General features: G+C 40.7%; 9 protein-coding genes. 2 read left to right on the top strand and 7 right to left on the bottom strand.

Going from position 1 to position 15,241, the window contains the following annotated elements:
• Nucleotides 1-712: 712 nt before the first annotated feature.
• From EAI83_RS13260 to EAI83_RS13290, 7 genes are read right to left on the bottom strand one after another with little or no spacing between them, the layout of a single operon-like run.
• Nucleotides 713-4,696, bottom strand: coding sequence for a VaFE repeat-containing surface-anchored protein (locus tag EAI83_RS13260; RefSeq protein ID WP_129975682.1), 3,984 nt, complete (start codon nucleotides 4,694-4,696; stop codon nucleotides 713-715).
• A 54-nt stretch (nucleotides 4,697-4,750) separates the two neighbouring features.
• Nucleotides 4,751-7,930, bottom strand: coding sequence for a TraG/VirB4 family ATPase (locus tag EAI83_RS13265; RefSeq protein WP_055151497.1), 3,180 nt, complete (start codon nucleotides 7,928-7,930; stop codon nucleotides 4,751-4,753).
• A complete protein-coding gene (locus tag EAI83_RS13270; RefSeq protein ID WP_055151494.1) occupies nucleotides 7,927-8,550 on the bottom strand; it encodes a DUF5038 domain-containing protein in 624 nt (207 codons plus the stop codon). Before EAI83_RS13270 ends, EAI83_RS13265 begins: the two co-directional genes overlap by 4 nt.
• Before the next feature lie 11 nt (nucleotides 8,551-8,561).
• Nucleotides 8,562-10,385, bottom strand: coding sequence for a lysozyme family protein (locus EAI83_RS13275; RefSeq protein ID WP_055151491.1), 1,824 nt, complete (start codon nucleotides 10,383-10,385; stop codon nucleotides 8,562-8,564).
• A 2-nt stretch (nucleotides 10,386-10,387) separates the two neighbouring features.
• Nucleotides 10,388-11,311, bottom strand: coding sequence for a hypothetical protein (locus EAI83_RS13280; protein ID WP_015526852.1), 924 nt, complete (start codon nucleotides 11,309-11,311; stop codon nucleotides 10,388-10,390).
• 13 nt (nucleotides 11,312-11,324) lie between these two features.
• The gene (locus tag EAI83_RS13285; RefSeq protein ID WP_004223652.1) at nucleotides 11,325-12,035 is read right to left on the bottom strand and encodes a conjugal transfer protein TrbL family protein; all 711 of its coding nucleotides are present in this window, start codon (nucleotides 12,033-12,035) and stop codon (nucleotides 11,325-11,327) included.
• A gap of 24 nt (nucleotides 12,036-12,059) precedes the next feature.
• A complete protein-coding gene (locus tag EAI83_RS13290) occupies nucleotides 12,060-12,440 on the bottom strand; it encodes a hypothetical protein (RefSeq protein ID WP_005340361.1) in 381 nt (126 codons plus the stop codon).
• A gap of 422 nt (nucleotides 12,441-12,862) precedes the next feature.
• Here EAI83_RS13290 and EAI83_RS13295 point away from each other — a divergent pair, with 422 nt between their 5' ends.
• Together EAI83_RS13295 and EAI83_RS13300 are read left to right on the top strand one after the other, a co-directional pair.
• Nucleotides 12,863-14,011: a radical SAM/SPASM domain-containing protein gene (locus tag EAI83_RS13295; RefSeq protein WP_161206378.1), complete on the top strand. Its 1,149-nt coding sequence runs from the start codon at nucleotides 12,863-12,865 to the stop codon at nucleotides 14,009-14,011.
• A gap of 28 nt (nucleotides 14,012-14,039) precedes the next feature.
• A complete protein-coding gene (locus tag EAI83_RS13300; protein WP_118309306.1) occupies nucleotides 14,040-15,116 on the top strand; it encodes a radical SAM protein in 1,077 nt (358 codons plus the stop codon).
• The last annotated feature ends 125 nt before the right edge of the window (nucleotides 15,117-15,241 follow it).

Raw genomic sequence — 15,241 nt, forward strand, 5'->3', positions numbered from 1 at the left:
AAACCGCTGTCTGCAAAACGTGAGTAATTTACTGGTGTAAAGATGAACCCTGCACAGAAAATCCGGATGACATAAACAGAAATCAGAGCTATACATAGCCGATACAGATTTCTGGTGCGTTTGTTCCAGGGCTTTCTCGGACGAAACTTCAGGTACAGGATTAAAAGTGCAGGAATAAAAATAAAGTTCGTAAATATTGTATCGATTCCTTGAATCATAGCAGTGAAATTCAACATAAAATCGCCTCCTTTCTTATCCTGTACGCAGAAAGTGCCAAAAGTGCAACCTTTTACCAGTGATAATGGGATGCTTCCTGATGCCGCAGTAAAGCAAAACAAGGACATGGCTTATCGTTCAATGCTTCTTTGGTAAAGTAGAGTCCATATAAGGACTGAAACTGTTCCAGTGTTATGGCGGACAGACATTCCGTTGGTTCCGGTATGCGGGAGAAGAGCATACGGGCATCTGCCATGGGCAGGACACAAGGACTGCCGTTTTCATCTGGATGATATAAGAAGTGTGGGCCATTACAATAACCTGGGGTTTTACAGGAAACACAGCGAACATAAATACAGGAATGCCAATTTCCATCACAAATATCTAAAAAATGCCGGATGTGCTTGGCATCGGCATTACAACGAGATTGTTCCATATTCATCACCTTTATAGCAGGCAGCCGTAAGAAGCTGCCTGTGAGCATATTTATTGATAGTTACTTATCTTTTTTTCGCTTACGGATATATAAAATACCAAATCCGGCAGCAAAGAGGAGTGCGGCACCTGCCAGTAAAAGATAAGGAAGAATGGTTGTTTCATCTCCAGTCTTGACTGGTTTGGAAGGTTCCGGTGTGTCTTTTGGAACTTCCGTAAGTTTTATCGTCTGTCCTTTATCGTCCAGATCCTCATGGGAAGCAATTTCAAGTGCTGTTTCTCCTTCAAGGGAAAAAAGTTTTTCAAAAACGACTACATCATGACCAGCCAATGTGCTTCCATCAAAAGTGAAGATGACTTCGACAGAACCATTGGAATCCTTTGGTGTAAATTCTGTTTCTGACGTGACAGGTTTTCCATCAATCAGAACTTCCTTTTGGGTTGTTTTGTCCATCAGTGTGCCGACCAGTTTGTATGGAGTATCCGGAATCAGATTTTGGTAGGATACGGTGTCAATGATGGTTACTTCTTTCGTAGCAACGGCTTCCTGATCCCCATCCGCTTTGTCCTTCGCAGTAGTTCCAATTCCCGGGAAGTAGATAGACTGTTCATGGTCTTCTATATCGGCGTGAACAGCAATCTCTTTTTCCTGATACGTTAAAGACTCAAAGACAACAATTGTTTTGCCGGACAGGATGCTGCCATCAAATGTAAAGGTAAGTTCAATACTGCCAGAGGCATCTTCAGGAGTAAAGGTCGTAGTGGCAGTAATCGGTTTACCATCTGCCTGAAGAGGCTCTTTTGTCTCTTTGTCCATCAAGGTACCGGTAAGTGCATACTCTTTTCCTGGAATTAGGTTACTATATTTAACCGTGTCAACGATGGTAATCTCTTTATCGGTTTTGGTAAAATGATCTCCGTCTGCTTTATCTTTTGCAGTAGTAGCGATTTCTGGGAAGTAGATGGTCTGCCCATTATCTTCAAGATCTGCGTGTGTTGCAAATTCTTTGCCGTCATAAGTAGCAGATTCAAAAACAACTACGGTTTTTCCGGCAAGGGAGGTCCCATCAAAAGAAAAAATCACATCTACCGTTCCAGAGGATTCTTTAGGAGTAAATGTGGTTTCGGCAGTAACCTCTTTCTTATCTATTTCGACAGGTTTTCCGGTTTCTTTATCCATAAGGGTTCCAGTCATAACATATTCTTCGCCGGGCAGAAGATTTTTGTAAGCTACCGTATCTACAAGGGTAACTTCTTTATCTGCCTGGGAAAGATTCATATCTGTTTCCTTATCTTTTGCAGTGGTCCCGATTTCTGGGAAATAGATAGTCTGATCCTGATCTGTAATGTCCGCATGAACAGCCAGTTTTAAATCCTCCTGGTACAGTTCTTCAAATACTACGATTGTTTTGCCCTTCAGAGAAGAGGCATTGAACGTAAAGGTCACTTTTGCAGAACCAGAAGATTTTTTTGGTTTGAAGGTGGTTTCTGCTGTGACAGGTTTTCCATCTATTTCAATTGGCTTTCCGGATTCCTGATCCATCAGTGTGCCGATGAGCTTATAAGACTGTCCCTTCTTTAAGCCTTCGTATTCTACGGTATCAACCAGAGTGATTTTTTCTTCTGGTTTGGCAAAGTGGGAGTTGCTGTCTTTGTCAAGGGCAGTAGTTCCAATGGTAATCTGATCATCCGTTAAAGTTCCCATATCCACGACTACGTGATTTTTATATACAGAGACCTCAATTTTTAAGAGGTTCATACCTTCATTGGAATCGCAGCGTTGTTCTTCCAAAATATAGGTATCATAAATCAGGGCTCCTTTGGTATCATCAGGTTTAGAAGAGCCAAACCAGATTCCGTCTTCAGAAGTTTCCCCACGATTGGTATTTGTAGTGTGCTTATTCCATTCTGAGGAGGTACTGGCATAGCCATTTTTGTCTGTTACAATGGTATGACTTTCTCCTGTAGTTTTGGAGGTAATGGAAAATGGGACATTTGCCAGCCGGTTTAAATCTCCGTCAGATACCTTTACGAATTCTAAATCGCCACGGATTACCTGATTGGAAATCGCTGTTTCTTTTGCAGTTAAATCCAAAATTTTCCCATTTTCTGTGATATGAAACTCCTGAGAGAGTTTTCCCTCGTTCAAATAACCTTCCGGTGCTTTTGTCTCATCACCCCGGTAATGTCCATAAGGGAGAGTATCTTTTTTTGTGGAAGCAAGCCCTTTTTCATCTGTCTTCAAAGTGAGAACTACTTGATCTTTTTCGTAAAGGGTTCCATCCACAAGAACAGGATTTGGACCAAGATTGGTGATTGTAAATTCTGCATCCTTTAAAGAAGCATTTCCCTGTGGTTTGGCTTCTCCCGTTTCCAGATCCCGTTTTTGGATTTTGACACCGCCACGGATAATCTGGTTAGAAACAGAAGTCTCTTCTGTTGTTAAATCTACGATTTCTCCATTTTGGGTGATGTCAAATTCAAGAGCCTTTGCACCATCGGTTAGGTATCCGGAAGGCGCTTTGGTTTCTTCAATCCGGTAATGTCCAAGGGGCAGGGCATCAGCGGCACTTGCAGCAATACCATGTGCATCCGATTTAATTGTAAGTACTGCCTGACCATTTTCATAGAGCTTTCCACCTACCCATACCGGCTGTTTGTTCAAAGTGGTAATGGTAAATTCGGCATCTGCAAGCGATGCGGTTCCTTGTGCTTGTGTTCCCTGAGTTTCCAGATCCCGCTTCTGAATTTTGACGCCGCCTCGGAAGACCTGTTCTTCGACAGAAGAAGCGTTATAAATAGAGATAGTTTCTTCCGTACCGGTACTGGTGATTTGCTGCACGAAAACAGATTCGTTTGGAAGATAGCCGGCAGGTGCTTTGGTTTCCTGTACGGTTACTGTACCCAGTGGGAAGCAGACGGTCTTTCCATCACTGGCATAGAAAAATTCATCCCCGGATACCAAATAATCTTTTGTAAAATGGATTTCTCCAGAGGCATCTGTTTTCAATATCCAGGTGCGAACCGGTTTCTTACCATTTGCTCCGGGATCGGTAGCTGACTGCTCTGTATAGAATTTTATTGTAAATTCGGCATTGGCGAGAGAGCCGGTTCCCTGTGCAGAATTTTGCTGTGTGTCAGCATCCAGCTTTTTAAGGAGCAGTTTTACGGGATTATTTTGAGGAATATCCTTTACTTTTACGGTAGATGTTCCTTCTGCTTTTACCGTAACATTATGGGCGGAAGGATCTATAGCAAATCCTTCTGGGGCACTGATTTCTTTAACGGTGTAACTTCCTTCTGCCAGTTCTTTGGATTTTGCATATCCTTTTTTATCGGTAACAAGAGTTTCTACCAGTTCTTCCCCTTTGTAGATTCCGTATTTGGCTCCTTCTAAAGAGTAATTGCCATTTTTATCGGAAATATCGGTATTGGCAGAGGATTTCTGCAGTTCGATAAAGCCGTTTGGAACCTGATACCAGCTTCCTGCAAAAGTTTGGGAAGCATTGCCAGGAACGATAAAAGCACGGAAGGATTCTGGTGGGGCAGGAAGCCCTTCAATGGCGTTGGCAACTTCCAATGCTTTGTCAATATAATTTTGAGGTGCACCATGAAAAGCACCGGTGTCCCCATTATTTCCTGCATGGATATAGGAAACGACCAGATGACCAATGACATAAGAATTGTCATCGGACCATCCTTGGAAATATTGATCTTTTATTACCTTTTCATAACCATATCCACCGTTTAAGTAGTAAAGAGCTTTTCTGAGTGGGGAATTTTTTCCCAAAAGGTTATAAGGATACTTTCCGGAAGCCGGTGTTTTCTTTAATGGTTCAACGCAATAAGCCGTGTTATTGCCATCAAAGCTCATGCGGGAAGTATAATAGTCCCCGTATGGAATTTTGGCTCCTGCCTTATAATCAATGGTTCCATCTGCAGCATAAGCGGTATGGGCATTGAAAAAGAGTGTGCTAAGAAACATCGTGACACAAAGAAAAAGGGCGGTTAGCCGGATATGAGGTTGTTTTGCTGGTTTTAACATAAATCTCCTCCTTTGTTAAAAAGAAAAGCAGCCACATTCGGGCTGCAGGTAACATTAACCGACTTTTTTATCCTGGCGTTTCAAGATTTCCAGGAGTTCCTGTCGGTCTGTGGTAATTAATTCTTTTTCCAGGTTGGAAGCTTTAAATTCCACAGTGATATTATTGTTGTTTGTTGAAATCAGTCCGTTTCCACGTTGGAAATGGGTGATATTCATAACTTCGGTTTCGGAAAGACGAAGAATGGTTTTTACACGTTGTGCCTCTTCATCTTCCATGTTAAGAATAATTTTGGTTTTACAGTTATTGATAATGCCTTTTCCATATTTTCCGTCATCCAGAGCAAAAAAGTCATTAAGATCCTGGGTTGCAAAAATACCGGCACCAGAGTATGCCCGGATAATCTTGGCAATCTCCAAAACAAATTCAGCGGCCAGGCGGTTACTGGAAGCACCGATGAGCTGCCATACTTCATCTACGAAAATAGCTTTTTCTTCGGTACGGTTTTCTTTGGCTTTATCCCATACATAGTCCAGAGCAACAAACATCCCCACCGTTAAGAGATCGCTGGAGCCGGTCAGCTCTGAGATGTCCAAAACAGTATATTTATTGGTCAGGTCTACATTGGTCTGCTGGTTAAAAGAGGAAGCAGAGCCATGGACAAGACGGTTCAGGATGTGAGCCAGCCGTTTGGTATCTTCGGTTTCCATCAAAACATCATATACATCTCCAAGAATTGGCATCGCTTTATAATGCTCCGGGTGTTTGGGATCAATGAGGGATTCATTCTTATGGGTGATTCCCTTTCTTGCATAGGTTTTAATCAGTGCTTCGTCCAAAAGCTGTTTTTCCTCATGGCTCATATCTGGAATGAGCAGAGAAAAGAAAACGTGCAGACGCTGAATCTTACTGGCTAAGGCAGATGCGTCTAAAGTTGGACCGTCCAGCAGCTCATTGACAGAGTTATCTACTTTTCGGATCTCCATGACATTGATGCAGTTTTGGCTGGCAGGAGAAATCTGGATAAAGGTTCCTCCTACATTTCTGGCAGCCCGATAAAACTCATGACCTTTTAACGGTGCGATGATAAATACCTGGATTCCTTTACGCCGCATACGAAGTGCCATAGTCTGCATGGTAAAGGTTTTTCCGGATCCAGAAGTGCCAAGAATCGCAATATTGGAGTTTTTATATTGTTTGGAGTCAAAAATATCAGCAATCACTAAAGAGTTGTTATGCTTATTTACTCCAAATAGGATGCCGTTGTCATCGCAAATGCTGTAGCTGACGAAAGGATAGCAACTGGCAGCTCCGGTGGTTAAGACATTTCGTTTTGAGAGTTCATAGAGCTTCTTATCCAGGTTTACAAGAGGAAGGGAAGATAAAAATCCCTGTTCTTGCAGGAAGTAACAAGACCGCAGATCCATATCCTGTGAGATGAGAAGTTTTTTCATCTCCTGAATCCGCCATTGCAGTTCTTCCAGATCACCTGCCGTAATTGTAATCAAAAGATTCATGTAATAGAAATCTTCATTATTAGCAAGTCCCTGTTTGAGGAAATAGCCGGAACGGATGGCAGAATCCAGATCATCAAAATCCGCATTGGTATCAGAGGCATCTTTGATCTTTGAACGGTTGATCCGGATTTGCTGTCCAAGACGTTGCTGGATCTTATCTTTGGGCTGTTTATGCAGAAAAAAGTCAATGTCAATTCCTTCGCCAGCATTGATAAGCAGGGACAGCCAACCTGGCATTACTTTTGCTTTGTAACCATCGCACGGCACCAGCAGGTAAGAATGGTAGATGCCATTTACCAGCACATAGTTGCTGTGCTTAAAGTCCAAAGACTCTGGTGCAATGAATTCATTGATATGGATGTTATCCACTTCCTGCTCACGGCCAGATTCCATATAGCGGGTAAGTACCTGGTTAATCCGTTTTGGCAAAGGTGTTTCGGTACATTTGGTACGGTTCAGTAAAGTGTAGAGTACATCGGTTGTAAACTCATCTTCATTGTCATGAACCAGCACATCGTTGCCGCATTGATATAGAAAGGTTTTTGCGGTCTGTGCAGCAGTTTCCAAAGCTGCCAGGATTTCCTTTTCCTCCACCTTCCGATTCACATTGAAAGGTTCGTATTCAAAGATTAGGAAAAAACGTCTGGAAACCGCTTCTCTGGAACTTAACTGCCGGACAAATTGGATATAGTCTTTTTGTAACTGCCGGCAGTTAGGATCTGATTCCCGTTCCATTTCCAAACGGGACTGTTCCAGATGTTTGTTGATATCCGCTTTTTTGGAGATCATCTTAATCTGCAGTTTCACAGGACTGATTTTTAGGTAGGAGATGAAACTGAAGATGATCCCCTGTTGTTCCCTGGCACTGCGTAAGAGGAAATTGATCGGTTCAATCTCCAGGATTTTTACATAACGATGGTCTGTCGTGTAGATAACACCATTGGCAATCTTATCAATAGGAAGATAATCTTCCAAGGTGATTTCTTTTCGCTTTTTCTTTTTGCTTTTCCCGGAAGCAGGAGGCTGGTTGGAAGCTTTATTCGCAGTTCTTTCTTTTTTTCGTTCCTCCGAAAGTTGCTGCTTTATCTGTTGTTTTTCAAGTTTTGCCTGCCTTTTCGCACTTTTACGTGCAGCGGTTTGTTCTTTTTTTAATTGTCGGGACTCATATTTAAGAATCCGGATGTCTTCACGAGCCTGTTTGCGTATTCCACGTTTTGTAGAAGTGTCAAACTGCCGGCGTTCTTTTTTTTTAATAGCAGAGGTTTCTTTTGTTTCCTCTTCGGAAGACATCTGTGAGCAGTTCTCTTCAGAAGAAGATTCTGCAGGTTGCTTTGGATGACGTTTTCGTTTTCTGGTTTTTGGTTCTTTGTTGCGGGGCTTTTTTATCCGGTACTTTTTTTTCGGCTCCGGATGTACATCCATACGGTAAATAACCCGGCGGTTTTTCAGAAAACGCAGAGCGTTCATTAAAAACGCAGTAATGCTTTCCCCACCGATTCCAATTAGAGAAATCATAGCTGCAGGCAGAGCAGTCATACAGAGAATAATAATCCTGACAGTGAGTGTCAGAGGCAGATTGACAACAGGAATGGTGATCAGGATTGCCAGGATACCGCCTTCGATGGCATTACGGATTTTAAACATTCCGCCCATAAAGGTCCCTTTTTCTATAAAATTGCGAGGGATGAAGACAGGATGTTGTTCTTCAGTATTGTTCATGGCTGCACCTCCTTTGGTTCTTCCATGGAAGGAGTTTCCGGAACTTCTGTGACAGGGGCAGCTTTTTCCAAATTCACTGAGGTATCGTCATACCCACCTTCTTGCAACTGTTCCACTTCCTCTGTTGTGATGGAAGGAAGTTTGTCATCTGTCGGACGTTCATAGATGATTTCTTTTCCAGAATCAGGGGTACGTTCCTCACCGAAAAAGAATCTTCCAGTAGAGGAAGTGTAGTACACAGGAAGAACGGACTTATCCGGAAGCTGGAATAAAAAATTAATATCAGAAGCATTGGGATAGGTAGTATCATCAGCAAGGAAACGGATGGAAGTTAGAGACATCTGTTTTACGTTTTTAAGATAGGAGGTCAGTTCTTCCTGAAAAAGTTTCACCTGTTCCTTGGAGAAAAAGTCTTCCAAAGCTTCAAAATCCTGAAAGCTTATGGATTCGTTATTTTCTGCTTGTTCTGTCTCGGTATTTTCATTATTATCGTGTTGAGTATTTTCTGTCTCGGATTTTTTGCTTCCTTTTTGGGATTTCCAGATGGAGGGAAAGACAAATCCGATGATAATTAAAAAGGCCATCATAAAGATAGCCAGAATTGCTTTTTTTCTGTTCATAAGTGTCTCCTTTATTTTTTAGCGAAGATCCAATAGGCATTTGCGGTTGCATGCACTTCCGTCATCATATCGAATTCACGGTTGATGTAGTTTTTGGAGGAACTGTCATTGGGATCATTGACTAATACTTTACCTCCAGCCGTTACACCACGAAGGACAATAAAATGTCCGCCACTGGTAAAAAGCCCAGCTCTTTGGGAACTGATGACCGGATGACCTTCAGATAAAGCCTGAAGTACCTGGTTGGGATCACTGGTCTGTGTGACAGCCCCACACCCAAAATGATCGGACGCTGCCTGGAAATAAGACCAGTAAGTGCCGACTCCTGGTTTGTAATAGGAATTTCCGCACCAGGATATTGCATCAATAGGTGTAATGGTAGTGCCTGTAAGATAACTGGCGATCATGGCAAAACTGGTAGGTCCACAACCGCTGGATGCAATCGAACCACCGCCATAGGGGATATTTCCATAGTCTGTCTGGAGATAGTGTGGAATCTGCATGCCGTTTGCGGGATAGCTGCCGCCACTGGCAGTAATTTGGTAATACCGAAGGACATGATCCACATATTCTTTATCACCATACCGGTCATAAGGCCAGCTTGGTCTTGCACACATCATATCAGAGTAGGCAATCGCATTTTCTTTGGTATAACCACCGTCACGCTCCATTGCCCAGTCAATGTATGCAGAACCGTAGTTGTAACCCTGAAGAGCCAGTTTAATCCGGTCTAAGTCCGTAGGTCCGGTACAGCCGGCTTTGTCGAGGGCATATTTTAATTCCTGTACTCCGCATTCAATGGAGTATTCTGGATCTGTAATCCCATTTGGCACATGGGGATAGCGGGTATTAAATCCACCTTCCGCTGCTTGCATAACATCCAGCCCTCGTCCGCCAGATTCCTGCATCATGACTGCCAGAATTAAATCTACATAATCACTCATACCATATTTCGCAGCGGCTCTTTCTACAGCAGGGCGGTAGGACAATACCTCATCGCTAAGATTGATAGCAGCTACTATGCCGGAAGAAGCAGTACCAAAGAAAGCAGTCAGGTTTTCGGCATAGTTTTTGGCAAGTTCTTTCTGCTTGTCTGTAAGATGGAATACATGGTCTGCAAAATAGGAATCCCCAGCATAAACAACGGTATAGGTGTGTTTGGTAAAAGTAACCGTCTGTGTTTGTGCCTGTCCCTGTTCTGTGCCGGCTTCTCCTTCTGCACCGCCATCAACGGTAACTTCCATGGTAACTGTTTCGGTTGCTACATCATAAGAAAAAAGTCCTTCTTTGTTTTCACGGATGAGTTTCTTTAATTGGTTTAGGTTGATGTTTTTATAGTCATCCTGGCTGGCACAAAATTGTGAAATCAGCAGATTGGCATTGACGGCGATGCTGTATGTATAGGGATCATTGATGGATGCAGTATCACCTTGTGGAAGACGGGAAATTGCTGCATGGATTTCTGCCAGAATGTCTTCATGGCTTTCTTCTAACACTTCAACGATGGCATCACGGGAAGCACGGATGTTTTCACTGATCATAGAGTTGCTGTTTAGCACATCGCTTTGTTCGGTCAGACTTCCAAAGATCAGACCAGGGAGCATCACAATAAATAAAACCGGAAGCAGCAGTATGGCGAGAATAACAAGGAGAATTTTAGCGAACTGATTCCGGTTGGCGATGACTGCTCCAATCGCTGCTGAAAAAGGCCCGCCAAGGGCTGCACCATATCCTGCTTTGGAGAAAGTGGCTGCTGTTTTTAAGGACTTTAGGTGAGAAATGGTACTGGAGCCTACATCCATTGCTTCGTCAAGTCCAGAGCGTTCTGTATCCATCACTAAATCCGATCCTTTCTTGGAGGAGTAGGAGGAAGCTTTTGGACAATGGATTCGTTGTAGGCTATCTTTCCATCGCCAGCATCATAAGGAATTTTGGATACCGTATTTTCAGCATACTGTTTGTACCAGGTAGCTCCGTCTACAGATTGAACAGTTTCATAGGTTCCCTGGGTAGGAGCCGTATATTGATCGGCATGGTACATAGCAAATTCCCGGCTGTCTCCATTGGAACCGGACTCAACTCCTGTTATCCTGCCGCCGCCGATTTCAACATTGGTATAGGAATGATCTGTTTTATCTTCATTTTGAATTCCCATGTAAGATTGAAATGCAGAAACAGCTCCATCACCTTTGATCGAGCCAACTTGACCATAGTTTCCTTGAGCAATATTGCTGATAACGTTATTGGCAAAATCTCCGCCCTTTTCAAGGGAAGACTGATAGAGTGCATTTCCGATACTTGGTCCTTCGGTATATCCGGTGGCTGCATTTACCGCAGAACGCTCTGTCTGCCTTCCAACGGCTCCGGCTAATCCTCCGGAAAGGAAAGAACTTTGTACTGCAGCGCTTCCGGGAGAGGAAGAATGGGAACTACTATGGCTTCCACCTCCATGCCCTCGAAAGGAACTTGCAAGACCTCTTCCGGCGATTAAAAGTTCAGCCATCATATTTCCACCAGTATTTCCAACATTGACTCCCAGACTTGCCATAAAGCTGTCAATCTTTTGAGAAACCTTCAAAAAAGCAATGGCACACAGAAACCAGATAAAGACATTACCGGTGACCGTTTCTTTTCCCTGTGCATCTACAGCTTGCTGTACCTCTGCTTCTGTAAGTTCAGCGGCAAAGACCGGCATGGAAGTTACAAGAATCAGACAAGAAATCAATAGCAGGCTGCAGAGCAGTGTTTTCTTATGTTTCATAATCTCCTCCTTCCTAGAGTGATAAAGGGTTTGCAAGGAATGTTCCGACCATGGAAGTAAACAGTCGCAAACACCAGGCGTTCATTAAAAGCAAAAAGAACTGTCCGCCGAGCATACGGCACCAGCTCTTAAAAACATTTCCGGTAGCCTGGGAAGCACCCGTGGAAAACGCAACAGGTGCGGTGTAGACCAGAACTCCAAGCAGTATGTAACGTTCCGCAGCTTCAAAAAGCAGCTTGATGTAATTCCAGGCAAGGATCAGTACCAGTATGAGGGCAACAATGGCAACAGCACCGTTGGCACATACCCCCAGGATTACTGTGATCACAGAGTTGAATTTGGCAAATTCCAGTGGTGGAAGATCTTCAGTCAGAATCCAGCTATACGGGGTTCCTGCAATATTCAATAGAAGATCCACAATGTCTTTGGCATAGAATGTCAGGAAAAGGAACATAAATGTCCGCAGTGATAATTTGATTGGATCTTCAGCGTCAATCCCTGTCCCCATAAAATAATTCTTAAAAAGCTGCCAAACCCAGTTTAAAAGGATGAGTCCGATAGCCAGTGCCAGAAAAATCTGGTACATTGTTTCCGCTGCTGGAAAATACCGGAGAAAAGTATCCATGGAACATCCCAGTGCACCCAGAACAGAAGTAGTAATCAAATCCAGAATGTTCATGACCTGTTCGGCAATCCATTCTACAATTCCGTCAAGTATTCCCATGACAGAGCCACCTCCTTATCTGCATTATCCATTCCACTGCCCGCCGGCAAAGAACGGAGTGATGTAAGCCATGATAAATCCCAGACCATTGAGAATAGCCCATGTAATGATGATTCGTTTGAGCCATGCCCTGGATTCATCCACGGTTTTTCCGGATTTGGAAAAATTCATCAAAAGCAAAGCAACCGATGCAGTTACAACAGCCGCAATGGTGGAAATCAGGATAATCTGGTTATATACGTCTTTCATGATTTCTGAAGCTTTGTCCCAGATGGTAGCAGCCATAACGGGTTGTACATTACAGGCAATCAGAGTAAAGACAAGGAAGGCAGTATAGAGATATTTTCCATAGTTCCGATGATGTTTCATGCCCGGTGGGGCTTCTTTGTGTACATGGTTTTTCAAGTAAATGAACCTCCTTCATAAAAAGAGGGCAAAGTGAGATCTTTCACTTTGCCCTGGCTTATAGTTTTCCTGCCTCATAAAAGCTTCAGTCCGGTCAATACGGAGGAACGCTTATTCCATATTTAGTTGTGATACTCCTTTCCATGCACTAAAAAACGCAGCTTGCACCAGAGAAGAGGCATTCCCTGGAAAGCTGCGTTTCGCTACATATAATTTTGACAGTATCATTTTAACATGGGTAGATTTTCCTGTAAATCGCAGAAGTGTGCCAAGTTGGGACATCTGTATGAAAGAGTTAAGACAGTGAAATTCCAATTAGACGAAAAAAAGTGCAATTGAAACAATATATATGGAAAGTTATAGGAAAATGTGAAATTATAAAATTAAAAGAAGGCAATGCTAGTTAGGGGTGAGTGGGAAAGGTGTATACTATTTATTTAACAACAGAATGTAATTTTCAATGTACCTATTGTTATGAAGAATATACAAAATGTCTTATTCTTGATAAAGAAATGTTAAAAGATATTCTTGATTTTATTATTGATCTTGAATCAAATAAAGATAGTGATGCTTTTGCAGTGAATTTTATGGGAGGAGAACCTTTATTAAAGAAGGAATTGATTTACCAAGCAGTAAATTATATCAAAGAAAAGTGTAAAAAGAAGGTCCTATATTATATAACCACTAATGGATCATTACTTAACGAAGAAATGATTTCTTGGATGAAAGAAAATGACTTTTTTGTGCGGATAAGTATTGATGGAAATAAGGAAACACATAAAAAAAATAGATTACAAAAAGACGGTAATAGTGCTTATGCTACTATTATGCAAAACTTAAAATTTATAAAAAAAAGTGGTTTGAAGTATACAATACGAATGACTGTGGCAAACAATACATTAGATCAAATATACGATAATGTGATATATTTTCAGACACTTGGATTTGACAAGTTGAGTATAGTTTTAGATATTAATATGCAATTCGGAAAAACTGAAGAGGATATATTTAGAAAACAAATGAAAAAGATTGCGAGTTATTATTTGAATACGGTTGATGATAATCCTAATCTTTCAATTGATTTGATTAATGGGAAGATGTTTGGCCTATTAACAGAATCAGATAAGGGGTTTACTATGTGTGGAGCTGGTTTGACATCATTTTGTATAATGCCGGATGGAAATATATATCCATGTGCTTATGTGACCAACGATGAAGCATTTAAAATTGGAAATATCAAAAACGGGATTGATATAGAATTGGCACAAAATCTTCCTAGAGAATTATTTCGGAAAGAATTTAGAGATTGCTTGGAATGTACGGTAAAAAATATGTGTCATTCGATGAAATGTGGATATATGAATTATATAAAAAGTGGATTTATTAATGTCCCAGCAGAAATAATTTGTAGACAAGAGAAGCTGATATATCCTATTTTGAAAGATGTATTATATGAGCTAGGTAAAAAGAATATACTTATTAGACAAAAGATTTTAGGAAAACAAGTAGAACTTATTGAAAGGGATGAGAAACTTGGTGAACTAGGTTTAAAAATAAAGAATTTATTATAGGTATGGAGAATACTAGGAGTAATGTGAAATGTATACATTAACGTTAGAGATTACAAAAAGATGCAATTTGAAGTGTAGATATTGTTATGTGCAAAAAAATGAAGATATGATGCAATTGGATGTAGGATACAAGTCTATAGATATATCACTAAGGCAAGCTAAAAAAACCAATGATAAAACATTATTGATATATTTTATTGGAGGTGAACCATTGCTAAAATATGACAGTATAAAAAAATATTGTGAATATGCAAAAGAGAAGGCTGAAAAGTGTGGAGTTAAAGTTAAATTTAGCATTACAAGCAATGGTATATTATTTAATGAAGATATATTGGATTATTTTATCGCAAATAAATTCGCATTAAAAATAAGCTTGGATGGGATGGAAGAAGTACATAATCGAAATAGGTGTTATGAAAATGGTAAAGGGAGCTATGAAGCAGTTTATAAAAATATAAATAAGTTGAAAAAGTATGAATACGAAACTGGTGTATCTGTCAGTATAGCACAAGTAGTATGTCCAAACACATGTAACCAATTATTCGATTCAGTAAGATTTATTAAAAATATGGGATTCAGTGTACTTGAAACTTCAATAAATGTATATGAAGATTGGAGTGAAAAGTCGATTGAACAATTAAAGAATCAAATAAAAGAAGCATTTTATTGGTATAAGGATATTAAAGGTAGTGGAAGTAAATTTTACTGGAATTTTATAGAAGCTCGTATTAGAGCTTATGCAAATAGTAGTTGTTTTTACCGTTGTAGAGCAGGTATAAATTCTCTTTTTGTAAATGAATATGGGGAATTTTTTCCTTGTACAGAAGTAGATGAAAATGTAAAGATAGGGGATTTTCAACAAGGAATCGATATCAAAAAAGCCAGGAAACTATTAGAAATAAAAGATAGTGAAAATCAAGATTGCTTAGAATGCAGGGAATATAAGCAGTGTACGGCCTGTAAATGTATTATGGTAAATTATGATTTGCATAGAGATTTTTATAAAGTTCCGTTAATTGAGTGTGAAATAACAAAAATGTTATATGAAATATTGCGAAAGAATTTTTCTGAAAAACAATTTGATATTTTAAGGATATCTTCTTAAAAATAGGTTAATAGGCTAAATAAAAGGCTTATTACATAGAGTAAATTAAGCCTGCAAATAAAAAGTCAAGGCTAAATTGAAAGAACATTGAAAATTTTATACAGGTTGAAAATTGGGTATCAAAA

The organism is Blautia sp. aa_0143 (assembly GCF_004167315.1).
GTDB classification, from domain to species: domain Bacteria; phylum Bacillota; class Clostridia; order Lachnospirales; family Lachnospiraceae; genus Blautia_A; species Blautia_A fusiformis.